Origin of the sequence: Streptomyces seoulensis (assembly GCF_004328625.1) — a bacterium.
Taxonomy (GTDB): domain Bacteria; phylum Actinomycetota; class Actinomycetes; order Streptomycetales; family Streptomycetaceae; genus Streptomyces; species Streptomyces seoulensis.
Genome location: NZ_CP032229.1, coordinates 1,173,418 through 1,195,853, shown reverse-complemented (window position 1 = coordinate 1,195,853; position 22,436 = coordinate 1,173,418). Strand labels below are relative to the sequence as shown.

Annotated in this window: 20 protein-coding genes; 12 read left to right on the top strand and 8 right to left on the bottom strand. The window is 72.3% G+C overall.

Features of this window, described 5'->3' with window-relative positions:
- The first annotated feature begins 155 nt into the window (after positions 1 to 155).
- Positions 156 to 836 (top strand): LysM peptidoglycan-binding domain-containing protein, encoded by a 681-nt coding sequence (locus D0Z67_RS05645; protein WP_031183233.1) that lies wholly within the window; start codon positions 156 to 158, stop codon positions 834 to 836.
- A gap of 384 nt (positions 837 to 1,220) precedes the next feature.
- Positions 1,221 to 1,436 carry an I78 family peptidase inhibitor gene (locus D0Z67_RS05640; RefSeq protein ID WP_031183232.1) on the top strand — a complete coding sequence of 72 codons (216 nt, stop codon included), beginning with the start codon at positions 1,221 to 1,223 and terminating at the stop codon, positions 1,434 to 1,436.
- A 9-nt stretch (positions 1,437 to 1,445) separates the two neighbouring features.
- On the opposite strand, the gene D0Z67_RS05635 is transcribed toward D0Z67_RS05640, so the two are convergent.
- Both D0Z67_RS05635 and D0Z67_RS05630 read right to left on the bottom strand, forming a co-directional pair.
- Entirely contained in the window at positions 1,446 to 2,459 is a 1,014-nt protein-coding gene (locus D0Z67_RS05635; RefSeq protein ID WP_031183231.1) for a phosphatase PAP2 family protein, read from the bottom strand.
- Positions 2,460 to 2,708: 249 nt separating this feature from the next.
- Positions 2,709 to 3,872, bottom strand: coding sequence for a glycosyltransferase family 39 protein (locus tag D0Z67_RS05630; protein ID WP_031183230.1), 1,164 nt, complete (start codon positions 3,870 to 3,872; stop codon positions 2,709 to 2,711).
- A gap of 266 nt (positions 3,873 to 4,138) precedes the next feature.
- On the opposite strand from D0Z67_RS05630, the gene D0Z67_RS05625 reads away from it, so the two are divergent.
- Together D0Z67_RS05625 and D0Z67_RS05620 are read left to right on the top strand one after the other, a co-directional pair.
- Positions 4,139 to 5,782, top strand: a complete 1,644-nt coding sequence (locus tag D0Z67_RS05625; protein ID WP_031183229.1) for an MFS transporter — start codon at positions 4,139 to 4,141, stop codon at positions 5,780 to 5,782.
- Between the two features lie 128 nt (positions 5,783 to 5,910).
- On the top strand, positions 5,911 to 7,101 hold the full coding sequence (locus D0Z67_RS05620; protein ID WP_031183228.1) for an acyl-CoA dehydrogenase family protein: 1,191 nt from the start codon (positions 5,911 to 5,913) through the stop codon (positions 7,099 to 7,101).
- 35 nt (positions 7,102 to 7,136) lie between these two features.
- On the opposite strand, the gene D0Z67_RS05615 is transcribed toward D0Z67_RS05620, so the two are convergent.
- A complete protein-coding gene (locus tag D0Z67_RS05615) occupies positions 7,137 to 7,577 on the bottom strand; it encodes a cell division protein SepF (protein ID WP_031183227.1) in 441 nt (146 codons plus the stop codon).
- 498 nt (positions 7,578 to 8,075) lie between these two features.
- Here D0Z67_RS05615 and D0Z67_RS05610 point away from each other — a divergent pair, with 498 nt between their 5' ends.
- The 5 genes from D0Z67_RS05610 to D0Z67_RS05590 all read left to right on the top strand — a co-directional run bounded on the left by D0Z67_RS05610 (position 8,076) and on the right by D0Z67_RS05590 (position 16,250).
- Positions 8,076 to 8,969: a S1 family peptidase gene (locus tag D0Z67_RS05610; protein WP_031183226.1), complete on the top strand. Its 894-nt coding sequence runs from the start codon at positions 8,076 to 8,078 to the stop codon at positions 8,967 to 8,969.
- Between the two features lie 425 nt (positions 8,970 to 9,394).
- Complete coding sequence (locus D0Z67_RS05605) at positions 9,395 to 10,486, top strand: S1 family peptidase (RefSeq protein ID WP_031183225.1); 1,092 nt, start codon at positions 9,395 to 9,397, stop codon at positions 10,484 to 10,486.
- Positions 10,487 to 10,830: 344 nt separating this feature from the next.
- Positions 10,831 to 14,262, top strand: a complete 3,432-nt coding sequence (locus D0Z67_RS05600) for a DNA polymerase III subunit alpha (protein WP_031183224.1) — start codon at positions 10,831 to 10,833, stop codon at positions 14,260 to 14,262.
- Positions 14,259 to 15,239 (top strand): DNA polymerase Y family protein, encoded by a 981-nt coding sequence (locus D0Z67_RS05595; RefSeq protein ID WP_031183223.1) that lies wholly within the window; start codon positions 14,259 to 14,261, stop codon positions 15,237 to 15,239. Before D0Z67_RS05600 ends, D0Z67_RS05595 begins: the two co-directional genes overlap by 4 nt.
- Before the next feature lie 156 nt (positions 15,240 to 15,395).
- Positions 15,396 to 16,250 carry an esterase/lipase family protein gene (locus D0Z67_RS05590; RefSeq protein WP_031183222.1) on the top strand — a complete coding sequence of 285 codons (855 nt, stop codon included), beginning with the start codon at positions 15,396 to 15,398 and terminating at the stop codon, positions 16,248 to 16,250.
- Positions 16,251 to 16,309: 59 nt separating this feature from the next.
- Here D0Z67_RS05590 and D0Z67_RS05585 read toward each other — a convergent pair whose 3' ends face one another.
- Positions 16,310 to 17,317, bottom strand: coding sequence for a lytic polysaccharide monooxygenase (locus D0Z67_RS05585; protein ID WP_037775883.1), 1,008 nt, complete (start codon positions 17,315 to 17,317; stop codon positions 16,310 to 16,312).
- A gap of 207 nt (positions 17,318 to 17,524) precedes the next feature.
- Here D0Z67_RS05585 and D0Z67_RS05580 point away from each other — a divergent pair, with 207 nt between their 5' ends.
- Positions 17,525 to 17,998, top strand: coding sequence for a GNAT family N-acetyltransferase (locus tag D0Z67_RS05580; protein WP_031183220.1), 474 nt, complete (start codon positions 17,525 to 17,527; stop codon positions 17,996 to 17,998).
- Complete coding sequence (locus D0Z67_RS05575) at positions 17,995 to 18,609, top strand: class I SAM-dependent methyltransferase (RefSeq protein WP_031183219.1); 615 nt, start codon at positions 17,995 to 17,997, stop codon at positions 18,607 to 18,609. Before D0Z67_RS05580 ends, D0Z67_RS05575 begins: the two co-directional genes overlap by 4 nt.
- 3 nt (positions 18,610 to 18,612) lie before the next feature.
- Here the strand turns inward: D0Z67_RS05575 and D0Z67_RS05570 are convergent, their stop codons facing one another.
- Positions 18,613 to 19,110, bottom strand: coding sequence for a ribonuclease FAU-1 family protein (locus D0Z67_RS05570; protein WP_031183218.1), 498 nt, complete (start codon positions 19,108 to 19,110; stop codon positions 18,613 to 18,615).
- On the bottom strand, positions 19,091 to 20,020 hold the full coding sequence (locus D0Z67_RS05565; protein WP_031183217.1) for a GNAT family N-acetyltransferase: 930 nt from the start codon (positions 20,018 to 20,020) through the stop codon (positions 19,091 to 19,093). Before D0Z67_RS05565 ends, D0Z67_RS05570 begins: the two co-directional genes overlap by 20 nt.
- 83 nt (positions 20,021 to 20,103) lie before the next feature.
- Here D0Z67_RS05565 and D0Z67_RS05560 point away from each other — a divergent pair, with 83 nt between their 5' ends.
- Positions 20,104 to 20,469: a GntR family transcriptional regulator gene (locus D0Z67_RS05560; RefSeq protein ID WP_031183216.1), complete on the top strand. Its 366-nt coding sequence runs from the start codon at positions 20,104 to 20,106 to the stop codon at positions 20,467 to 20,469.
- Positions 20,470 to 20,476: 7 nt separating this feature from the next.
- Here D0Z67_RS05560 and D0Z67_RS05555 read toward each other — a convergent pair whose 3' ends face one another.
- Both D0Z67_RS05555 and D0Z67_RS05550 read right to left on the bottom strand, forming a co-directional pair.
- Positions 20,477 to 21,247 (bottom strand): DUF72 domain-containing protein, encoded by a 771-nt coding sequence (locus D0Z67_RS05555; RefSeq protein WP_031183215.1) that lies wholly within the window; start codon positions 21,245 to 21,247, stop codon positions 20,477 to 20,479.
- A gap of 57 nt (positions 21,248 to 21,304) precedes the next feature.
- Positions 21,305 to 22,423 (bottom strand): DUF5925 domain-containing protein, encoded by a 1,119-nt coding sequence (locus D0Z67_RS05550; RefSeq protein ID WP_031183214.1) that lies wholly within the window; start codon positions 22,421 to 22,423, stop codon positions 21,305 to 21,307.
- Between the last annotated feature and the right edge of the window lie 13 nt (positions 22,424 to 22,436).

Sequence of the window (22,436 nt, the reverse complement as noted above, 5' to 3'; positions counted from 1 at the left end):
CTAGCACCGCTCGGGCAGCTCCGCCGCCCGGCGCCGGGTCCGTCAGGGCCGTGGCACCGGTCACCGGCGGACGGGGCGGGCGCGAGGAACCGCGGTCCGACGCGGCGAGACGTGCCCCGCTCAGGGGGAGCCCGGGTTCGTGGAGAGGGAACTGCATGTCCGAGTGTGCCGATACCACCCGTTCGACCGCCCGTAAGGGCCGTACGACGGCCGCCCTCGCCGGGGCCGCGCTGCTCGCCCCGCTGGGGCTGCTGGCAGCCTCCGGAGAGGCGCAGGCGGCGGACAACGGAGTCTGGGACCGCATCGCCCAGTGCGAGAGCGGCGGCAACTGGAACATCAACACCGGCAACGGCTACTACGGCGGGCTCCAGTTCTCCGCCAGCACGTGGCGTGCCTACGGTGGCGGCGCCTACGCCGCCACCGCCGACCAGGCGTCGAGAAGCGCGCAGATCGCCGTGGCGTCCCGGGTCCAGCAGGCCCAGGGCTGGGGCGCCTGGCCCGTCTGCTCCGGCCGCGCCGGGGCCTACGGGTCCGCACCGTCCAGCGCCTCGACGGGCGGCGGGACCGACAAGGGCGTGACGAAGAAGTCCGCCCCGACGAGGTCCGCCCCCACCCGGACCGCACCGACGCGGTCCGCCCAGGCCCCGCAGCGCCCGGCGACGACCCACGCCGACCGGGGGGCCGGCCGGGGCGGCTACACCGTCCGCCAGGGCGACACGCTGAGCACCATCGCCGCCCGGCACGGGGTGAGCTGGCAGCGGGTCTACGAGGCCAACCGGTCGGTCATCGGGGCCGACCCGAACCTGATCGTGCCGGGGCAGCACCTCGCGCTCTGAGTGAGCCCCCGCCTTGACGGCTGACGGCCGCCGCCCTCCGGAGGGCGGCGGCCGTTCGCATGTCTGTTCGCGCCGGGCGGTGCGTGAATTTCCTGTGCGGTTCCGGCTCCGGGACGCGTGCGCCGTATTTCGCGGGAAAAACGTGACCGCCGTGTTCTTGGCCGGTTCCGGTGTGTGATCCGACGCATTACGAGCGTTAATTGGACCCCGTGACGACCGCCTCGGGAAAATTCTGTTCGATTACCCCGTGAAGGTGAACGGAAACCCCCATACGTGTGACGGAGTACGCGGGTGACGGGCACCGGGACCTGTGACAGAAGTGTGACCGGGCGGCGCCCCGGCGGGTGCCTTCCGTAGCGGGCGCGGGCCGCTTAGCGTGGCCGCATGGCACAGATTCCCGCTCCGCCGCCGGAGCCGCAGGACACCCTGGACAGCTATGTCGGCCTGGCCCCGGAGGAGGCCGACCGGCGCGCCCGGAGCCGGGGCTGGCAGACGGTGCGGGCGCTGCCGCCCGGCGCGATCATCACCATGGAGTACCGAACGGGCCGTCTCAACTTCGAGGTGAAGGACGGCCGGGTCGCCCGCGTCTGGAAGGGCTGACCCGGGCCGTCAGGGGCGCGCGGCCTGCGAGGCCCCGCGCGGGAGCCGGTCCGCGTGCGGCGGACGCCGGCTGCCCGCCGGGGTGACCGGCGTGCGCTCGGAGCGGGTGGTGTGCGGGCCCGGCGCCAGATGGACCGGCGGCCGGGACCCGCGCGCCGACGTGACCGGCTCCCGCGCCGGTACGGCCGGCTCGGCGGCCTTGGCCAGCGGCTGGAGCGCCACCGGGGCGAGCGGCGCGGCCGGCACCGGCGCGGTGCGCCGCCGACGGGCGCGCAGCCGGTCCCGCAGCGCGAACAGCGCGTTCTCCGCGCGCGAGATCAGCGGCTCGAACCAGGGCAGCGCCAGCAGGATCAGCAGCCCGGCGGCCCAGCCCAGCAGCACGTCGCTCAGCCAGTGCGTACCGAGGTAGACGGTGGTGAGCCCGACGCCGAGCGAAGTGATCGCGGACAGGGCGGACAGCCAGCGGCGCGCCCTGGCCGTGGAGGCCAGATACGCCAGGATGCCCCAGGTCACGACCGCGTTGGCGGTGTGACCCGAGGGAAATATGTCTCCGCCCAGGCCCATCTCGTTCGCGCCGATCACGGTGGCGTAGTGCGGGCCGAGCCGGCCCATGCCGAGCTTGGCGGCGCCGACCGTGATGTTCAGCAGCAGCAGCGAGGCGGCCAGGGTCAGCAGCGGACGGACCGTGTGCTGCCGCCAGGAGCGCCAGCCGAGCCAGGCCGCGACCATCACCGCGGTGGGGCCGCGCTGGCCGAGCACCACGTAGTAGTCGAGGAAGGCGTGGATGCCGGGCCACTGCTGGTAGGGGCGGAAGAACATGACCCGCCAGTCCAGCCGGACCAGCCAGGACGTGGTGATCACGGCCCACACGATCGCCAGGTAGAAGGCCAGGGTCGAGGAGAACAGCATGGCCCGGTGCCGCGACATCCGCGGCACGTCGATATGGGCCGGCCGTTCCGGCTCACGGTCCAGCCTGGCGAACACCCGGTCCAGACGCCGGGTGAGCTTTCGTTCGGTACGCACCCAATCGACGTTACAGCGAGTGAGCTGTGTTCCCGGTCGGTACTGGGGCTTTGTGATGACGATGTGATGTGGGAAACCTCTCAGGAACCCCTTGAATTCCTGAACGTCGGCAATATCGCCGGAGCGGCCCCCGTAATTGCCCCGGATCTTGCCGGGAGCGGTTTTATGGCGCTTTTAATTCGGTTCAAATTCGGTTCACCGAAAGGTGGCCCGGTATTCGGGGGCCGCTCACCCGGCCCGCCGGGCCGGTCAGGGCGGACCGGAGCCGTTCAGCCACCAGGCGCCGTACACCGCCGCGCCGGCCGCGAGCGCGCCGGCCAGCAGCGCGGCACGGGCCGGGCGGGCCCGCGCCAGGGCCTCGGCCGGCGGGAGCAGCAGCGGGAAGGCGGGCAGCAGCAGCCGGGGCTTGGAGCCGAAGTAGCTCGACGCGCACAGCGCCAGCGCCAGCACGACCCCGCTGTAGACCAGCAGCGGCAGCGGCTGCCCCCGGCGCACCCCGGCCCCGTACAGCCACAGCAGCAGGACGACGCCGATGATCAGGGCGATGCCCGCGAGGGCCGACGGGAACGCGGTGAGCATGCCGCCGACGAAGCGGGCGAAGGCGTACCCGCCGTCGAACCCGTTCCGCCACCCCGCCTGCACGTCGAGGTAGCCGAGCGGGCCGTCCCCGGTGCGGTGGCCCACCCACAGCACATAGGCGGCCGCGCCCAGCGGGGCGAGGGCGGCGCCCAGCACCCGGCGCCAGGCGGGGGCGCACGGAGCGTCCGCGCTCCCGGTTCGCCCGAACGAGGCAATGGCCGCCACCCACACCGCCGCGACCACCGCCGCCCCCACCGGCCGGGTCAGCCCCGCGAGCGCCGCCAGCACCCCCGCCGTCACCCACCGCCCGGACACCACCGCGTACAGCGACCAGGCGGCCAGCGCGGTGAACAGGGACTCGCTGTACGCCATCGACTGCACGACCCCGACCGGCAGCACCGCCCACAGCAGCACCGCGCACACCCCGGCCCGCGCCCCGTACAGCCTCTCCGCCAGCGCGAAGATCCCGCCAGCCGCCGCCAGCGAGGCCACGGCGGACACCGCGAGGCCCGCGTCCGCGTACGACAGCGGGGCCAGGGCGTGCAGCAGCCGCTCCAGCCAGGGGAGCAGCGGGAAGAAGGCGAGGTCGGAGTGGACGTCGCCGTTGGGCAGCCGGATTTCGTGGCCGTAGCCCGCCCCGGCGACCCCCGCGTACCAGAGGGAGTCCCAGCGGGCGGAGAGCAGCGTGTGCGCGCTCGTGCCGCGTGCCGCGCTCCACAGGGCCAGCACGGCCAGCCCCAGGCCCCGGACCCCCGCGTACCCCAGGAGCGCCGGGAGGGCCCGGCGGGGGAGGGAGGGCGCGGGCGGGGCCGCCCGCGTGGCTGTCTCGGTCACGGGCCGATTATCGACGCCCGCGCCGGCCGCCCCGTCATCCGCCGGCGACCCCGGGCGGCGAGGTGGCGCACGCCACACCGATCGGGGCACAACCATGAGAGGTCCGCCACGTGACCTGCGTATGAACTCGCGTACGCTGACGAGCCACCCGCGTGGGTCCGAGCGGGCCGCGAGGCACCGCTCCTCTCCGGCCGTACGGCGTGGAGATCCCCCCCCACCACCCCGCCGACCCGCCGCACGCGAGGACTCTTCTGGGAGGTACGTACATGTCCGGGACGACCACGGCCGCTGTCCGGCCGTCCCGTGAGGCGACCGGTGCCAACCGCTGGGTCGTCCTCGTCGTCCTCTGTGTCAGCCTGCTGCTCGTCGGTCTCGACGCCACCGTGCTGCACGTGGCGGTCCCCGCCGTCACCGAGGACCTCAGACCCAGCGCGGTCGAACTGCTCTGGATCGTCGACATCTACCCCCTGGTCTGCGCCTCGCTGCTGATCCTCTTCGGCACGCTGGGCGACCGGGTCGGACGCAGACGCGTCCTGCTGCTCGGCTACGCGCTGTTCGGCGTGGCCTCGGCCGTCGCGGCCCTCGCCCACAACGGCGAGACGCTGATCATGGCCCGTGCGCTGCTCGGCGTCGGCGGCGCCATGATCATGCCCGCCACGCTGTCCATCCTGCGCCAGGTCTTCCCCGACCGGCGCGAGCGGGCGCTCGCCATCGGCATCTGGAGCGCGGTCGCCGCCGTCGGCGCGGCCGTCGGCCCGCTGCTCGGCGGGTTCCTGCTGGAGCACTTCTGGTGGGGCTCGGTCTTCCTGGTCAACATCCCGCTGATGCTGGTGAGCCTGCCCATCGGCCGGATGCTGCTGCCCGAGTCCCGCGGCGAGCGCGACGGCCCCTGGGACGTCGTCGGCGCCCTGATGGCGGCGGGCGGCCTCTTCGGCGTCGTGCTCGGCGTCAAGCGGCTCGGCGGCGGCGAGGACATGACCGGCCCGCTCACCCTGGTCCCGCTCCTGGTGGGCGTGGCCCTGATCGTCCTCTTCGTCCGGCGCCAGTCCAGCCGCGCCCACCCCCTGGTCGACCTGAGCATGTTCCGGCGGCCCGCCTTCAGCACCTCGGTGGGCTGCATCGTGCTCGCCATGCTGGCCCTGGTCGGCCTGGAACTGATCGCCGCGCAGTACCTCCAGCTGGTGCTGGGCCTGTCCCCGCTCCAGACCGGGCTGCGGCTGCTCCCGCTCACCGTCGCCGCGATGGCGGCGGGCCTGGCCGGTGCCCGCGTGCTGCGCGGGCTCGGGCCGCGCCGGATGGTCTGCGCCGGGTTCGTCCTCACCGCCGTCGCCGTCGTCACCCTCACCGCGATGGGCGGCCACGACAACACCCCGCTGCTCCTCACCGGCTTCGTACTGCTCGGCTTCGGCCTGGAGACGACCCTCTTCGGGGCCTACGAGTCCATGCTCAGCGAGGCCCCGGCCGACCGGGCCGGAGGCGCGGCCGCCATCGGTGAGACCTCCTACCAGCTGGGCGCCGGCATCGGCATCGCCCTGCTCGGCAGCGTGATGAACGCGGCCTACGCGCCCGCCCTCGACTCCGTGCCCGGCGTCCCCGCCTCCGCCTCCTCGGCCGCGGGCCGCTCCCTGGGCGAGGCGTACGACGTCGCCGCCCGGCTCGGCGGGCCCGCCGGGGCCGCGCTGCGGCACGCCGCCCGCGACTCCTTCGTGCACGGGCTCCATGTGACGCTGCTGGTCAGCGCCGGTCTGCTGCTGCTCGGCGCGCTGATGGCGCTCCGGCTGCCGAAGGTCATGAACTGCGCACCGGAGGGCGCCGGGGTCCCGAAGGCGGCTGTGGAGAGCCCCGTACCGCTCGCCAAGGGCGAGCTGCCCGCGCCCCGGGCGGCCGGGAAACCCACGGTCTCCGCCTGACCTTCGGCCCGGTCGCTCTGGACGTGCGGCGCGCTCAGCCGTAACGTCGGCCGGGCATACGTAACTAGCGGTGCTAGTTTTTGGCGCCGCGAAGGTCCAGAGCCGCAGAGTGCCGGAGGGTGTTTCCCATGTCCGCGTCCCCGAAGCCGCCCGCGTTCGACCCCGCCGACCCGCTCGGCCTCGACGACCTCCTCGATCCCGAGGACCTCGCCGTACGCGACACCGTCCGCTCCTGGGCGGCCGACCGTGTGCTGCCGTACGTGGCCGACTGGTACGAGAAGGGCGAGCTGCCCGGCATCCGGGAGCTGGCCCGCGAACTCGGCTCGATCGGCGCCCTCGGCATGTCCCTGACCGGGTACGGCTGCGCGGGCGCCTCGTCCGTGCAGTACGGCCTGGCCTGCCTGGAGCTGGAGGCCGCCGACTCCGGCATCCGCTCCCTGGTCTCGGTCCAGGGCTCGCTCGCCATGTACGCGATCCACGCGTACGGCAGCGAGGAGCAGAAGAACGAGTGGCTGCCCCGGATGGCCTCCGGCGAGGTGATCGGCTGCTTCGGGCTGACCGAGCCCGACCACGGCTCCGACCCGGCCGGCATGCGCACCTTCGCCAAGCGGGACGGCGAGGACTGGGTGCTCAGCGGGCGCAAGATGTGGATCACCAACGGCTCGGTGGCGGGCGTCGCGGTGGTCTGGGCGCGCACCGAGGACGGCATCCGGGGCTTCGTGGTCCCCACCGACCGGCCCGGTTTCTCGGCGCCGGAGATCAAGCACAAGTGGTCGCTGCGGGCCTCGGTCACCAGCGAGCTGGTGCTGGACGACGTACGGCTGCCCGCCGACGCGGTGCTGCCCGGCGTCACCGGGCTGCGCGGACCGCTCGGCTGCCTCTCGCACGCCCGGTACGGCATCGTCTGGGGCTCGATGGGCGCCGCCCGCGCCAGCTTCGAGGCCGCCCTGGAGTACGCGCGGACCCGGGAGCAGTTCGGACGGCCCATCGGGGGCTTCCAGCTCACCCAGGCCAAGCTCGCCGACATGGCGGTCGAGCTGCACAAGGGCATCCTGCTCGCCCACCATCTGGGGCGGCGGATGGACGCCGGGCGGCTGCGGCCCGAGCAGATCAGTCTCGGCAAGCTGAACAACGTCCGCGAGGCCATCGAGATCTGCCGCACCGCGCGGACGATCCTCGGTGCCAACGGGATCTCGCTGGAGTACCCCGTGATGCGGCACGCGACGAACCTGGAGTCGGTGCTCACCTACGAGGGCACCGTGGAGATGCACCAGCTGGTGCTGGGCAAGGCGCTCACCGGGCTCGACGCCTTCCGGTGAGCCCCCAGGGGGCGGGGCCGGTGGACGGCCCCGCCTCAGCTCTGGTTGAAGAAGCCGTCCTCCCGGCGGCCCGCCGGTTCGCCACTGATGATCTCGGTGTGGGCGGGCGTCAGCAGGAAGACCCGCGTCGCCACCCGCTCGATCGTGCCCCGCAGACCGAAGGTGAGCCCGGCCGCGAAGTCCACCACCCGCTTGGCGTCGGCGCCCTCCATCGCCGTGAGGTTCATGATCACCGGGACGCCGTCCCGGAACAGTTCGCCGATGGCGCGGGCGTCCCGGAAGCTGTCCGGGGTGACCGTGCCGATGCGGCGGCCCTTGTCCTCGGCCGTGTCCGCGGCCACCTTCACCCGCGGGTCGGTGACCCAGGCGTCAGCGGGCTCCGTGCCCTCGGAGTAGTCGTCGTCGTAGTAACGCTCGTCTTCGGTGTTGTCGTCGACGAGGCCGAGCCACGCACTCGCCTTGCGTACCGATCCCATGGACGCCTCCTCTCACAGCGGTCTTGTCTGTTCTTCGCTTCCCTATGGTCATCCATGATGCGGACGGCACGCCAAGTGGATAGACGCCGCGCGGGGGGTTTGTGACGGTACTGGTGCACGATCGATCCGTCGAGAGCCCTTGTGCCCCAAGGGCGGCGAACCATACGGCTGCTGACTGTGAGTGAAATATGATTTGTCGCGGCGGAAGGGTGATGTGTGGTGTGTCCGGGTGACGGAAGGGGTCTCCGGGACGCCCGAGGTGTGGCTTGTGGGGCGATTGTCGGCTCTTGTGACATGAGGGGACGTCAGGGTGCGCGGGACGCCTGATCGTTGAGCCGTGTACGGCTGAAAGGCACCCTTGTGCCGACCGGTCGTTCGGCCGAATACTCCCCCTCAGCGCTTGTCAGGGGCATGCACGTCCGATCGACCTGCCGCTGGCTGCGCCTCACGGGCCCCGACCCCACGCGGGCCCCCGAATTCCCCAGGAGGGAACGACACGTGAGGATCAAGCGCACCACTCCCCGAGGCCGTATCGCCAGACGCACCCAGCTCACGGCGGCCGTCAGCGGCCTTCTCGCCGTCGCCGCGTTCGCCGCCCCCACCGCGAACGCCAGTGACGCCCACACGTTCAGCGCCAGTCAGCTCACCAAGGCGAGCGACTCCGTCCGCCAGGCCGACGTCCCCGGCACCGCCTGGGCCGTCGACAGCAGGACCAACCGCGTCCTCGTCACCGTCGACAGCACGGTGTCCCAGGCCGAGATCGCCAAGATCAAGCGGCAGGCGGGCGCGGACACGCTCACCATCAAGCGGACGGCCGGCAAGTTCAACAAGCTGATCACCGGCGGTGACGCCATCTACGGCGGCTCCTACCGGTGCTCGCTCGGCTTCAACGTCCGCAGCGGCAGCACGTACTACTTCCTGACCGCCGGGCACTGCGGTGAGGTCGCCTCCACCTGGTACAGCAACTCCGCGAAGACCACGGTGCTCGGCACCAACGTCGGGTACAGCTTCCCCGGCAACGACTTCGCGCTGGTGCGCTACACCAACTCCTCCGTCGCGCACCCGAGCGCGGTCGGCAGCCAGACCATCAGCAGCGCGGCCACTCCGGCGGTCGGGACCACCGTGACGCGGCGCGGGTCCACCACCGGTACGCACAGCGGGAAGGTCACGGCGCTCAACGCCACCGTCAACTACGGCGGCGGTGACGTGGTCTCCGGGCTCATCCAGACGACCGTGTGCGCCGAGGGCGGCGACAGTGGCGGTCCGCTGTACGGCGGGAGCGTCGCCTACGGGCTCACGTCCGGGGGCAGCGGCAACTGCTCCTCCGGCGGCACCACGTTCTTCCAGCCGGTCACCGAGGCGTTGAGCTACTACGGGGTGACGCTTCCGTAGTTCCCTTACGGGCCGTCCTCACTGACGGGTCGGTTCGGCGGGCCCCCGCACGCGGCAACTCGCGTGCGGGGGCCCGCTTTTTGGTGGGGGCGGGGATGTGGGGGCGGGTGGGTCTCTGTGCGGGGGGCCTGTGTGGGGTGTGTGGGGTGTGTGGGGCTTCGGTTTTCGGGGGTTTTGGGAAGGGCGGTTTTCGGACAGCCGATCCTGTTGCCGTCCGGTCTTCCAAGGTGTGGATTCTGCGTTTGCGATACGAACTCCCTGGGGTGACTGTCCTCGGTCAACCTGGAGAGGTTGTTCGAGAGTGCGGCCTGAAGTCGGTCTTGTGTGCCCGCTGTGACCTTCGGAAGAGTGGCGCTCGTCAACCAGCCTTCCGGTCCGTCAGGTCCCCACAACCTGCGGTCCGACCCCCCACAGGAGGACATGAGTTGAAGCACCGACGCATACCCGCACGCCGGGCCGCGATCGCCGGAGCGGGTGTTCTCGCACTGGTCGGAGCAGGTGTCACCTTCCAGACTGCGAACGCCAGCGAATCCTCCGGCGCCGCGGACTCCACGGCCGGCGCACGCGTTCTGTCCGCTCCCGCGGCCGGAAAGCTCGCCTCCACGCTGCTCGCCGACCTCGGCTCCGACAGCGCGGGCAGCTACTACGACGCGCAGGCCAAGAGCCTCGTCGTCAACGTGCTCGACGCCTCCGCCGCCGATACCGTCCAGGCGGCCGGCGCCAAGGCCAGAATCGTCTCCCACTCGCTCGCCGTCCTCGACGGGGCGCGGTCCACGCTCAAGAAGGACGCGACGATCCCCGGCACCTCGTGGGCGACCGACCCGGTCTCCAACAAGGTCGTCGTCACCGCCGACAAGACCGTGTCCCCGGCCGAGTACGCCAAGCTGGGCAAGGTCGTCTCCGGGCTCGGGGACACCACCGAACTCAAGCGGTCCAAGGGGGAGTTCAAGCCCTTCGTCTCCGGTGGTGACGCCATCAACGGGTCGGGCGGGCGGTGTTCGCTCGGGTTCAACGTGACCAAGGGCGGGGCGCCGTACTTCCTCACCGCCGGGCACTGCACCGACGCGATCTCCAGCTGGACCGATGCCTCCGGGAACGCGATCGGGTCCAACGCGGACTCCAGCTTCCCCGGGAACGACTACGGGCTCGTGAAGTACGTCGACGGGGTCGACCACCCGAGCGAGGTCAATCTCTACAACGGGTCCGCTCAGGCGATCACGGGGGCCGCTGAGGCCACTGTGGGGATGAAGGTCACCCGTAGCGGGTCCACGACCCAGGTTCACGACGGGACCGTCACCGGGCTCAACGCGACCGTGAACTACTCCGAGGGGACCGTCAGCGGGCTGATCCAGACCGATGTGTGTGCTGAGCCTGGGGACAGTGGTGGGTCGCTGTTCTCCGGGAGCAGTGCGGTGGGGCTGACGTCGGGGGGTAGTGGGGACTGCTCCTCCGGTGGGGAGACGTTCTTCCAGCCTGTCACCGAGGCGCTGTCCGCCACGGGGACGCAGATCGGCTGAGGCTTCCGGTTCGGCCTTTGGCCCCCGTTTCTCCTTCGGGAGGGCGGGGGTCCTTTGCGTGTGGGGCGGGGCCGCGCCGGGGGGTGTCCGTCCTCGGTCCGGCGACTTGGGTTTCTTCGGTGCGTTCAGCTTGGTGTTTCGCCGGCCGCTGCGGGCGGACACCCCCCGGCACGTCCCCTCGCCGCCGTGGCCGGCCGTCCCGCCCGGGGGGCTCCTCGTGGGGCTTCCTTGCCGTTTTTGCAGGTGAGGGGGGTGGTCGCGCTCATCGTACGTGCGTTCGATGGTGGGGGTATGGTGGGGATGGAACGGGTGTTCGATTGGCTGAGTGGTGGGAGGTGCTGGGAGTGGCGTTCGCGCATTTGCGGGTCGTCTCCGGGTTCTCCCTGCGGTACGGGGCCTCGCATCCGGAGCGGCTGGCTCAGCGGGCCTCCGAGCGGGGGATGGATGTGCTGGCCCTTGCTGATCGGGACTCGCTTGCCGGGGCCGTGCGGTTTGCCAAGGCTTGTGCGGGGAGTGGGGTGCGGCCCGTTTTTGGGGTTGACCTTAGGGTTGCCACCGTTGCTTCCGGGGGTGGCGGGGGGCGGCTTCGGGCTCCGGTGCGTGGGGGCGCCTTTGTGGATGAGTCGGCTCCTCGGGTGACCTTTCTGGCTCGGGACGGGGCTCTGGGGTGGGCTGAGCTTTGTCGGATGGTCAGCGCTGCCTGGGCGGGTGGGGGTGCTCGGCCGCTGTTGCCCTGGGAGGCGCTTAGGGGGGAAGGGGTTGTCGTGCTGTTGGGGCCCGACTCCGATGTGGGGCGGGCTCTTGCCGCTGGGCGGCCGGATCGGGCTGGGCGGTTGTTGGGGGGCTGGCGGGAGGTTTTCGGGGACGCTTTGCGGGTCGAGGTGGTGTGGCATGGGGTGGAGGGGACGGGAAGTGGGTCCTTGCGGCTTGCCGCGCGGAGTCTTGGGTTCGCTGTGGAGCACGGGGTGCGGCCTGTGCTCAGTAATGCGGTGCGGTATGCCGATGCCGGGCAGGGGCGGGTTGCCGATGTGCTGGATGCCGCTCGGCGGCTGGTGCCCATTGATCCTCGGAAAGGGCTTGATTCCGGGGAAGCCTGGCTGAAGGGGCCCGAGGAGATGTTCCGGGTGGCCGAGCGGGTGGTGGAGGCCGCGGGGTATCGGCGGGAGGTCGCGGGGCGGCTGGTCGCCGAGACGCTTGCTGTGGCCGGGGAGTGCGTGGTCGATCCTGAGGACGATCTGGGGATCGGGAGTGTGCGGTTTCCCGAGGGGCGGCTCGTGGGGGCCGGGCGGCGGGGGGCTCAGCGGGCGCTCGCCTCCCGGGCCGTCGCCGGGATGGTGCGTCTTGGGTATTCCGGGCGGCGGGAGTACTGGGAGCGGATGCATGAGGAGCTTGAGATTGTCGGGTATCACGGGTTCGCGTCCTATTTTTTGACGGTCGCCCAGGTTGTCGATGATGTGCGGGGGATGGGGATTCGGGTCGCTGCCCGGGGGTCCGGGGCCGGGTCTCTGGTGAATCATCTGCTGGGTATCGCTCATGCCGATCCGGTGGCGCACGGGTTGCTCATGGAGAGGTTTCTGTCGCGGGAGCGGGTTGCGCTTCCCGATATCGATGTGGATGTGGAGTCCGCCCGGCGGATCGAGGTTTATCGGGCCATCATCGGGCGGTTCGGCGAGGAGCGGGTGGCTACCGTCGCCATGCCGGAGACCTATCGGGTCCGGCATGCCATTCGGGATGTGGGGGCCGCGCTTTCGATGGACCCCGCCGAGATCGACCGGGTCGCCAAGGCGTTTCCGCATGTCCGGGCTCGGGATGCCCGCGTGGCGCTTGCCGAGCTGCCCGAGCTGAAGGGGCTCGCGGGGGAGCAGGAGCGGTACGGGGTGCTGTGGGAACTGGTGGAGGCGCTGGACGCGCTGCCGCGTGGGGTCGCCATGCATCCTTGTGGGGTTCTGCTGTCCGACTCCTCGCTGCTCCGGCGTACTCCGGTGGTGCCGACCAGTGGGGAGGGACTGCCGATGTCGCAGTTCGACAAGGAGGACGTGGAGGATCTCGGGCTGCTGAAGCTGGATGTGCTCGGGGTGCGGATGCAGTCGGCCATGGCGCATGCCGTCGCCGAGGTGGAGCGGGCTTCGGGGGAGCGGGTCGATCTGGACGCTCTGCCGGAGGGGGACGCGGATACGTACCGGCTCATTCGGTCCACCGAGACGCTCGGGTGTTTTCAGATCGAGTCGCCCGGTCAGCGGGATCTGGTCGGGCGGCTTCAGCCTGATTGTTTTCAGGATCTTGTGGTGGATATTTCCTTGTTCCGGCCCGGTCCTGTCGCCGCCGACATGGTGCGGCCTTTCATCGAGGCTCGGCATGGGCGGGCGCCTGTGCGGTATCCGCATCCGGATCTTGAGCCGGCGTTGCGGGACACGTATGGCGTGGTGGTCTTTCATGAGCAGGTCATCGATATTTTGGCGGTCATGACCGGGTGCGGGCGGGGAGAGGCCGATGCCGTGCGGCGGTTGCTCTCCGATGCCGAGGCTCAGGGGCGGGTGCGTGTGTGGTTCGCTCGGCGGGCCGAGGAAAAGGGGTACGACACCGAGACCATTCGGCGGACCTGGGAGATCGTCGAGGCTTTCGGGTCCTACGGGTTCTGCAAGGCGCACGCAGTTGCTTTCGCTGTGCCCACTTATCAGTCGGCGTGGCTCAAGGCGCATTACCCGGCCGCTTTCTACGCCGGGCTGCTCACTCATGATCCCGGCATGTATCCGAAGCGGCTGCTGCTGGCCGACGCCCGGCGGCTCGGGGTGCCGGTTCTGCCGTTGGACGTGAATGTGTCCGGGGTCGCTCATCGAATCGAACTGGTGTCTGGTTCGGGGGCGTGGGGGGTGCGGCTCGCCCTCGCCGATGTGCACGGGATCAGTGAGGCGGAGGCCGCGCGGATCGCCGAGGGGCAGCCGTACGCGTCCCTGCTGGACTTCTGGGAGCGGGGGCGGCCGGGCAGGCCGCTCGCGCAGCGGCTGGCCCAGGTGGGAGCGCTGGACGCGTTCGGGGCCAACCGGCGTGACCTCCAGCTGCACCTGGCCGAGCTGCACCGGGGAGCCCGGGGCGGGCGGGGGGATCAGCTTCCGCTGGGCGGGGGGCGGCGGACCGCCTCCGCCGGGCTGCCCGACCTGTCGGACGCCGAGCGGCTCAGCGCAGAGCTGGGCGTGCTGTCCATGGACGTCTCCCACCACCTGATGGACGACCACCGGGGCTTCCTGGAGGAGCTGGGCGTGGTGTCGGCGAAGAGGCTGCGCGAGGCCCGGCACGGGGAGACCGTGCTGGTCGCCGGGGCCAAGGCGGCCACCCAGACACCGCCGATCCGGTCCGGCCGGCGGGTCATCTTCAGCACGCTCGACGACGGCACGGGGCTGGTCGACCTCGCCTTCTTCGACGACTCGCACGACGCCTGCGCGCACACCGTCTTCCACTCCTGGCTGCTGCTGGTGCGCGGGGTGGTGCAGCGGCGCGGGCCGCGCAGCCTGAGCGTGGTCGGGTCGGTCGCCTGGAACCTCGCCGAACTCGCCGAACTGCGGGCCGAGGGCGGCCTTGAGCGGGTGGCGGCCCGGCTGGCCGAGCCCGCGCCGGAGGCGAAGGCCGCCGAGGACGGGTCGGGGCGGCGCATCCGGATGTCCACCGGCTTCCAGATGCACCCCTGGGCCGACCTGCGCCCGGCCGGCCAGGAGGTGTCCGAGCAGGCGCCGTCCGCCATGCGGAAGTTGTGGCACCAGAGTCCGGGGAGTGCGGGATGACCATCCTCTGTGTACGTTTTCGCCGCGCGAGCGAGGGCGACGGTGAGCTGGAGCTGGCCGAACTGCTCGGGCTGCTGGAGGAGTTCACGCCCGTCGTGGAGGGGCTGCCGCCCGACGGGGCGCTGGCCGATCTGCGCGGGGCCGAGCGGTACTTCGGGCGCGGTCCGGTGGAACTGGCCGCGCTGATCCGGGTACGGGCCCTCGCCCGGTACGGGGTCGACTGCGTGGTGGGCGCCGGGCCCGGCCCGATGCTGGCCCGGATGGCGCTGCGGGAGGCCCGGCCGGGGCAGGTGCGCGCCGTCCCCGACGAGCCCGGTGCCGGGGCGGAGTTCCTCGCCGGGCTGCCCGTGGTCGCGCTGCCCGGTGTGGGCACGGCCACCGCCCGGACCCTGTGCGAGTACGGGCTCGACACCCTCGGGCGCGTCGCCGTCGCGCCGCCCGCCACGCTCCAGCGGCTCGTCGGCGCCCGGACCGCCCGTGAGCTGCGGGAGCGGGCCAACGGGGTGGACCGGGGGCGGGTCGTGCCGAACGCCGTCTCCCGGTCGGTGGCCGCCGAGCGGTCCTTCGGCGTGGACGAGCTGGACCCCGCCCGGCACCGGCGGGCGCTGCTGGCCGACGCCGGGGAACTGGGGGCGCGGCTGCGGGAGATGGAGCACGTCTGCCGCTCCCTGACGCTCACCGTGCGCTACGCCGACCGCTCCACCACGGTGCGCGGGCGCACCCTCGCCGAGCCGACCGCGCACTCGGCCGACCTCACCAGGGCCGCGTACGGCATGTACGAGGCGCTCGGGCTGCAGCGGGCGCGGGTGCGGGCGCTCGCCCTGCGCGCCGAGGGGCTGACCCCGGCCGGGGAGGCCGCGCACCAGCTCACCTTCGACCCCGTGGACGAGAAGGTCCGCCGGATCGAGGAGGTCGCCGACCTGGCGCGGGCCAAGTTCGGGCCCCGCGCGGTGATGCCCGGGACGCTCGCGGCCTGAGTAGCACAGGGTGCGCGAGTGAGAGAACTTTTTACCGACGCGTAACTTCACAGTTGCACTACTCGTCCGTAACTTGACGAGTGAACAGCATCCCGTGATCCGGATCACAGGGTTAGGCCGTGCACCTTCTCCCTTGAGCCGCAAGGAGATCACACGATGCTGCCCTGGAAGCGAGCGCTCAGACCGCTCGCCGCGCTGGTTCTGGCCGCCGCGCTCGCCACCGTTCCCGCCGCCACCGCCCACGCCGCTCCCAGCAGTGGCTGGAACGACTACTCCTGCAAGCCCTCCGCCGCCCACCCGCGGCCCGTCGTCCTCGTCCACGGCACCCTCGGCAACTCCGTCACCAACTGGGTGTCGCTCGCTCCGTACCTCAAGGAGCGCGGCTACTGCGTCTTCTCCCTCGACTACGGGCAGCTCCCCGGCGTCCCCGTCTTCTACGGCCTCGGCCCGATCGACAAGTCGGCCGAGCAGCTCTCCGCCTTCGTCGACAAGGTGCTCACCGCCACCGGAGCCACCAAGGCCGACCTCGTCGGCCACTCCCAGGGCGGCATGATGCCCCGGTACTACCTGAAGTTCCTCGGCGGGGCCGCCAAGGTGAACGCGCTCGTCGGGATCGCCCCCAGCAACCACGGCACCGACCTGAGCGGCCTCACCAACCTGCTGCCGTACTTCCCCGGCGCCGAGGACCTCATCAAGTCCAGTACGCCCGGACTGGCCGACCAGATCACGGGCTCGGCCTTCATGACCAAGCTCAACGCGGGCGGCGACACCGTCCCCGGGGTGCACTACACCGTCATCGCCACCAAGTACGACGAGGTGGTCACCCCCTGGCGCACCCAGTACCTGACCGGCTCCGACGTCCGCAACGTCCTCCTCCAGGACCTCTGCCCGCTCGACCTCTCCGAACACGTCGCGATCGGCATCTTCGACCGCATCGCCTACCACGAGGTCGCCAACGCCCTCGACCCGTCCCACGCCACGACCACCAGCTGCGCGTCGGCGTTCAGTTGATGTGACTCGGGGCCCTGCCCGGCCTGAGCCGCCCGGCAGGGCCCCGTGATCAGGGGTGTTCAGCGTGCGGCGCGGTCGCGGCCCGTCGCGCGCTGGCGCACCGAGAGGAACAGTGCGGCCGAACCGAGGGCCAGGGCGGCGGCGCCGCCGATGGCCGCGTACGAGGTGCCGGCGGGGGTGCCGGTCTCGGCCAGGGGGACCGAAGTGCCTTCCGGCTGAGGGGCGTTGGGGGTGGCGGGGGTCACCGGCTTCGCCGAGGTGCTCGGGTCGTTGTCGCCGTGGCCGTGGTGCTCCACCGTGGAACGGCCGGCGCCGGCCGCGATCTGACGCTCCGAGGGGGCGGAGACCGTGGGTGCGGGGGTTGTGGGCGCGGGGGCCGACTTCGCGGACTTGGTCACCTTGGCCGTACCGGCCGGGGCGGCCGCCGTCGTGCCGCCGAAGTCGACGTCCGAGCAGGAGTAGAACGCCTCCGGGCTGTCCGAGCGCTGCCACACCGCGTACAGCAGGTGGCGGCCCGTACGGTCGGGGAGCGTGCCGGAGAACGTGTAGAAGCCGTCCGTGGCGACCGGGTCCGTGGACTTCGCCACCGGACGGGCCAGGTCCAGGTCGGACCAGGCCAGCGGCTTCGCCGGGTCGTAGCCGGGCTTGGTCGCGTAGACCTCGAAGGTGCCCTTGTGCGGCGCGGTCACCCGGTACTTGAAGGTGTACGCGCCACTGTGCACCCCGGTCGCCGGCCAGTCGGCGCGGGCCAGGTCGAGGCCCTTGAACTCGTCGTTCCCCGCGCTGCACAGCTTGCCGTCGGGGATCAGCTCCTGGTGGCGGCCGCCCGCGTCGCCGATCCGGATGCCGTTCCAGTCGTACAGCGCCTGGGTGCCGCCCGCCGCGACGGCCGCCCGGCAGGCCGCCGACTCGGGGGACTCCGGGCCCTCCGCGAAGCACTGCGCGACCCGGCTGACCGGGTCGCCCATCGAACCGTGCGCGGAGGCGGGCGCGGCGGCCAGCACGCTCAGGGTCAGCGGCGCCAGGCCGAGCGCGGCCGCGGTGGCGGCGGCCCGCAGCCGGGGCAGACGCCGCCCGCGCGGGGTCGAGGGCGTGGCGAAGGGCATCGGAACTCCTCGGAAGGGTGTGCTGGAAGGGGGCTGGTCCCGTGGGGGGACGCTCAGAAACTAGCCGCGTACGGCAGGGGATCGGCCTGCGCCGGCCCCCTTGGGGCGATCTTTATGGTCCGCTTAAGGCCGTGCTCAGACTGGGCTCAGGTCGCTACCGTGCCCGGCATGGACGATCACCCCGAAGCCCCGGTCCGCGCCGCCACGGCCGCCGACGTGCCCGCCGTGCGCGCGGTCACCGACGCCGCCTACCGTCCCTACATCGCGCGCATCGGTGTGGTGCCCCAGCCCATGGAGGCGGACCACATGGCCGACGTGAAAAAGGGGTGTGTCTACCTCACAGGGGAGCCCGTCGAGGGACTCGTGGTCGTCCGCGCCCGCCCCGACCACCTTCTCCTCGACAGCATCGCCGTCCACCCCGACGCCCACGGCCGGGGCGTCGGCCGCCGGCTGCTGCGCTTCGTCGAGGCCCACGCCCGCGCCCTCGGCCTCCGAGAGATCCGGCTCTACACCCACGCCCTGATGTGGGAGAACCAGCGGATCTACCCCCGCTACGGCTACGAGCTGGTGGACCGCCGCATCGACGGCCCCTACGACCGGCTCCACTACCGCAAGCCGCTGGATGGCACGCTTGCCGTATGACTGACGCGAACGAGTGGACCGCCGGGACGGACGTGGACTGGGACGCCCGGGCCGCCGCCTTCGACGACGAACCGGACCACGGCCTGCGCGCGCCCGAAGTGCGGGCGGCGTGGGCCGGACGGCTGCGGGGCTGGCTGCCCGAAACGCCCTCGGACGTGCTCGACCTGGGCTGCGGCACCGGCAGCCTCGCGCTGCTCGCCGCCGAGCAGGGGCACCGGGTCACCGGGGTCGACGCCTCCCCGGCCATGGCCGAACGCGCCCGCGCCAAGCTCGCCGGGCACGACGCCCGGGTGTTGTGCGGGGACGCGGCCGTACCGCCGGTGGGGGAGGAGGGCTACGACGTGATCCTCGTCCGGCACGTGCTGTGGACGCTGCCCCGCCCCGCCGAGGTGCTGCGCCACTGGCGCACCCTGCTGCGCCCCGGCGGCCGGTTCGTGCTGGTCGAGGGCGTCTGGGGGAGCCTCTCCCCGGTCGGGATGCCCGTCGACGAGGTCACCGGCCTGCTGGCGCCGCTCGCCGGACGGATACGGGTGGAGCCGCTGTCCGACGACCCGCTGCTCTGGGGCAAGTCCGTCACCGACGAGCGGTACGCGGTGCTGGCCGAGATCTGAGGCTCAGAGCCGGCCCGCGAGCCCCTCCGCGCGGGCCAGCGCCTCCAGTTCGTCCAGCGCGGACCGGGCGAAGGCCGCCGCCCCGGGGTCCCGCTCCGCCAGCCCGCTCGCGGCGAACTCGTCCTCGTCCAGCCGGAGTACGTCCGTGCCGTCGGCGGAGACCCACAGGTCCAGGTCGAGATCCTCCACGACCAGTTCGGCGCCTGACCGGACGGCGGGCCGGGTGACGTCGCAGTACCAGCCCTTCAGGGTGCCGTCCCCGGCGCGGACCTCCTTCACCGCGTACCAGCGGTCCCGCCAGTAGTGCTCGGTGAACACGTCGCCCGGCTCGAAGCGCACGAACCCGAAGTCCCGTACGCCCTCGCCCGCCCAGGGGGCGCGCACCGAGACGCGGGTGCCGTCGTCCGCGAGCAGGGTCGCCGGGTAACGGATTTTCGTACGGCCCGCCTTGACGAGGACAACCTCCAACTCCTGTGCCGTGTCAGCCGAGTTCGCGTACATACCGCACCTCCGTGGCGCAGAACTCGTAGCCGAGCCACTTGTTGATGGCGATCATCGGGCCGTTGCCCGCGTCGTTCCCGGTGAACGCCTCGGTGTGGCCGGCCGCGCGGGCCCGGTGCAGCGAGTGCAGCTTGGCGAGCTTGGCCAGGCCCCGGCCCCGGTGGGCGCGGGCGGTACCGGTCATGGCGGTGAAGTAGCGGGTGGCGCCGTCGGAGTAGGCCACGCTGAAGGCGGCCGGACGGCCGTCCACCACGGCCACCATGGTCAAGTCGAGGTCCAGCAGCGGGTGTTCCCAGGTCTCCGCCAGCCACGCCTCGTAGTCGGAGTAGGCGAGCGTGACCTCGCCGGGCTCGTCCGCCACGGTCTCGGCGTCCAGCTCGAACAGTGGGCGCGGGTCGGCCGCGAAGTCGGCGGCCGTGCGCAGATCCACCCCGGCCGGGGTCTCCGGCAACGGCGGGAGGGCGCTGTGCGCCAGGTCGAGGCGGAGGAAGCGGGCGGTGCGGCCTGCGCGGTAGCCGTGCCGTTCGGCGAACCGCACACTGGCCGGCTCGTCCAGTACCCAGGAGTACAGCCGGGCGGCGCCCAGCGAGGCGAGGTACTCCTCGGCGGTGGCGACCAGCAGATGCCCCGCGCCCCGGCCGGTGCGGTCCGGGCGGACATGGACGTTGACGTACGCCTGCCCCGGCTCCGTGCTCTCGTGCGCCAGCGCCACCTGCGCCGTGCCGATCACCTCGCCGTCCTCCTCCGCGACCAGCGAGCGGAACCTCGCGGCCGGGTGGCTCCGGACGAGCACATGGCGTACCGACTCGGGGGTGAACAGGATGTAGGGCAGCGCCAGCCGTCGGACCCGGGCGAAGCCCTCGGTGTCGGCCGGCACGTCGGGGCGCAGATCGCGCACGAGTACGGTCATGAGCAGGCACCGTACGGGCGGGACCGGCGGAGCGCCTCTCATTTTCCGCCCCTCGTCCGCGCCCGGTGCGGGACAATCGGCCTGTGAGCCTGAAGATCCACATCGATGACAGCGCGCCGCCGTACGAGCAGGTCCGGGCGCAGATCTCCGAGCAGGCGCGGGCGGGCGCCCTCCCGACCGGGTACCGGCTGCCCACCGTGCGCGGCCTCGCGGAGTCCCTCGGCCTCGCCGTGAACACCGTCGCCAAGGCGTACCGGGCGCTGGAGGCGGACGGGGTGATCGAGACCCGCGGCCGCAACGGCACCTACATCGCCGCCCCCGCCGCCACCCGCGAGGCCAGCACCGCCGCCCAGACGTACGCCGAACGCGCCCGCCGCCTCGGCCTCGACCACGACACGGCCCTCGCCACGGTCAGGGATGCCCTGCGCGCCGCCTACGGCACCGACTGACCGGCGCTCACCGCCGCGCCCAGGGCTCCGGGGTCCGGGTCACCTCCAGCCCCGCCCGGCGGGCCAGACTGCCGAACTCCGCCGCGTCCTTGACCGCCGCGCCTCTGGGGTCGTTGTTGAAGTAGGCGTAGACGTCCTGGCCCTCCGGCCAGGTGGTGGCGATGCGGTCGACCCAGGACTGGAGGGCCTGGGTGCCGTAGCGGGGCCAGGGCTTGGCGCGGCCGCGGTGGAAGCGGACGTAGCCCCAGTCGGCGGTGCGCCACAGCGGGCCGGCCGGGCGGCCCAGCTCGTCCGCCCAGCACAGGGCGGCCTCGCGGGCCTGGAGTACTTCGCGGGTCCGCGGGGTCCACCAGGAGTCGTGGCGCGGCTCGACCGCCACCCGGGTCCTCGCCGGGAAGCAGGCGAGGCAGGCGTCCAGCAGCGGGGGGTCGGCGCGCAGGGTCGGCGGGAGCTGGAGCAGTACCGGGCCCAGGTCGTCGCCCAGCCCCTCGGCGTGGCTCATCAGCCGGTGCACCGGCTCCTCGGGGTCCCGCAGCCGCTTGATGTGGGTCAGATAGCGGCTCGCCTTCACCGCCACCACGAACCCCTCGGGCAGCCGGTCCTGCCACGCCTCGAAGTTCTCGCGGGACGGCAGCCGGTAGAACGCGTTGTTCAGCTCCACCGTGGCGAAGTGCTCCGCGTACTCCTCCAGCCACCGGCGCACCGGCACGCCCGCCTGGTACAGCACGCCCCGCCAGCTCTTGTACTGCCACCCCGACGTACCGACGAACAGGGTCATACGTCCATGAAAACATCCGGGCGTGAGCCTGACCCGGCCTACAGGTCCCGACCGGGCCTACAGGTAAAGCCCCGCGTCCGCGCCCTCCCGCGCGCCCGGTACCGACGTCGGTGCCGTGCCCCGGCGCAGCGCGTACAGCTCGGCCAGCGTCGAGCCGTCCCGGCCCAGCTCGCTCTTCAGCTCCGGAGCCTGGTCGCCGAGCCAGCTCACCGCCTCCGGACGGGTCAGCGGGCCCACCTCGATCCGGGCCAGACAGCGGCCGGGGCGGACCACGGCCGGGTGCAGCCGCTCCAGGTCCTCGTTGGTGGTGACCCCCACCAGGACGTTGCGCCCCTGGCCCAGCAGCCCGTCGGTCAGGTTCAGCAGCCGGGACAGCGCCTGGCCCGCGGTGTGCCGGGCCTCGCCCCGGATCAGCTCGTCGCAGTCCTCCAGCAGGAGCAGCCGCCAGCGCGCCTTGCCGGTGCCGTCCTCCTCACCGATCGCGATGTCCATCAGATAGCCCACGTCGGAGAAGAGCCGCTCCGGGTCCAGTACGCAGTCCACCTGGCACCACTCCCGCCAGGACCGGGCCAGCGTGCGCAGCGCGGAGGTCTTGCCGGTGCCCGGCGGGCCGTGCAGCAGCAGGAGGCGGCCCGCGATGTCCTCCGGCGTCGTCTTCATCAGCCGGTCCATCGCCTGGGCCACCGGCGCGGTGTAGTTGGACCGCACCTCCTCCCAGGTGCCGGCCGAGATCTGCCGGGTGGTGCGGTGCGGGCCGCGCCGGGGCGAGACGTACCAGAAACCCATCGTCACGTTGTCCGGCTGCGGGGCGGGATCGTCGGCCGCGCCGTCGGTGGCCCGGCCCAGCACCTCCTTGGCCAGCTCCGCCGTGGTCGCGGTCACCGTGACGTCCGCGCCCCGGTTCCAGCGGGAGACCAGCAGGGTCCAGCCGTCGCCCTCCGCGAGGGTCGCGCTGCGGTCCTCGTCCCGCGCCACCCGCAGCACCCGGGCGCCGTCCGGCAGCAGGGTCGCCTCCGAGCGGACCCGGTCGATGTTGGCCGCGTGCGCGTACGGCTGCTCACCCGTGGCGAAACGGCCGAGGAACAGCGCGTCGACGACGTCGGAGGGCGAGTCGGAGTCGTCGACGTTCAGCCGGATCGGCAGCGCGTCGTGCGGGTTCCGCGGGTTCACAGACATGCCGCCATGATCG

Excerpts from the sequence above, each read along its gene's own strand:
- D0Z67_RS05645 (WP_031183233.1), top strand. The coding sequence starts at position 156 with ATGTCCGAGTGTGCCGATACCACCCGTTCGACCGCCCGTAAGGGCCGT.
- D0Z67_RS05640 (WP_031183232.1), top strand. The coding sequence starts at position 1,221 with ATGGCACAGATTCCCGCTCCGCCGCCGGAGCCGCAGGACACCCTGGAC.
- D0Z67_RS05625 (WP_031183229.1), top strand. The coding sequence starts at position 4,139 with ATGTCCGGGACGACCACGGCCGCTGTCCGGCCGTCCCGTGAGGCGACC.
- D0Z67_RS05620 (WP_031183228.1), top strand. The coding sequence starts at position 5,911 with ATGTCCGCGTCCCCGAAGCCGCCCGCGTTCGACCCCGCCGACCCGCTC.
- D0Z67_RS05615 (WP_031183227.1), bottom strand. The coding sequence starts at position 7,577 with ATGGGATCGGTACGCAAGGCGAGTGCGTGGCTCGGCCTCGTCGACGAC.
- D0Z67_RS05595 (WP_031183223.1), top strand. The coding sequence starts at position 14,259 with ATGACCATCCTCTGTGTACGTTTTCGCCGCGCGAGCGAGGGCGACGGT.
- D0Z67_RS05590 (WP_031183222.1), top strand. The coding sequence starts at position 15,396 with ATGCTGCCCTGGAAGCGAGCGCTCAGACCGCTCGCCGCGCTGGTTCTG.
- D0Z67_RS05580 (WP_031183220.1), top strand. The coding sequence starts at position 17,525 with ATGGACGATCACCCCGAAGCCCCGGTCCGCGCCGCCACGGCCGCCGAC.
- D0Z67_RS05575 (WP_031183219.1), top strand. The coding sequence starts at position 17,995 with ATGACTGACGCGAACGAGTGGACCGCCGGGACGGACGTGGACTGGGAC.
- D0Z67_RS05570 (WP_031183218.1), bottom strand. The coding sequence starts at position 19,110 with ATGTACGCGAACTCGGCTGACACGGCACAGGAGTTGGAGGTTGTCCTC.
- D0Z67_RS05565 (WP_031183217.1), bottom strand. The coding sequence starts at position 20,020 with ATGACCGTACTCGTGCGCGATCTGCGCCCCGACGTGCCGGCCGACACC.
- D0Z67_RS05555 (WP_031183215.1), bottom strand. The coding sequence starts at position 21,247 with ATGACCCTGTTCGTCGGTACGTCGGGGTGGCAGTACAAGAGCTGGCGG.
- D0Z67_RS05550 (WP_031183214.1), bottom strand. The coding sequence starts at position 22,423 with ATGTCTGTGAACCCGCGGAACCCGCACGACGCGCTGCCGATCCGGCTG.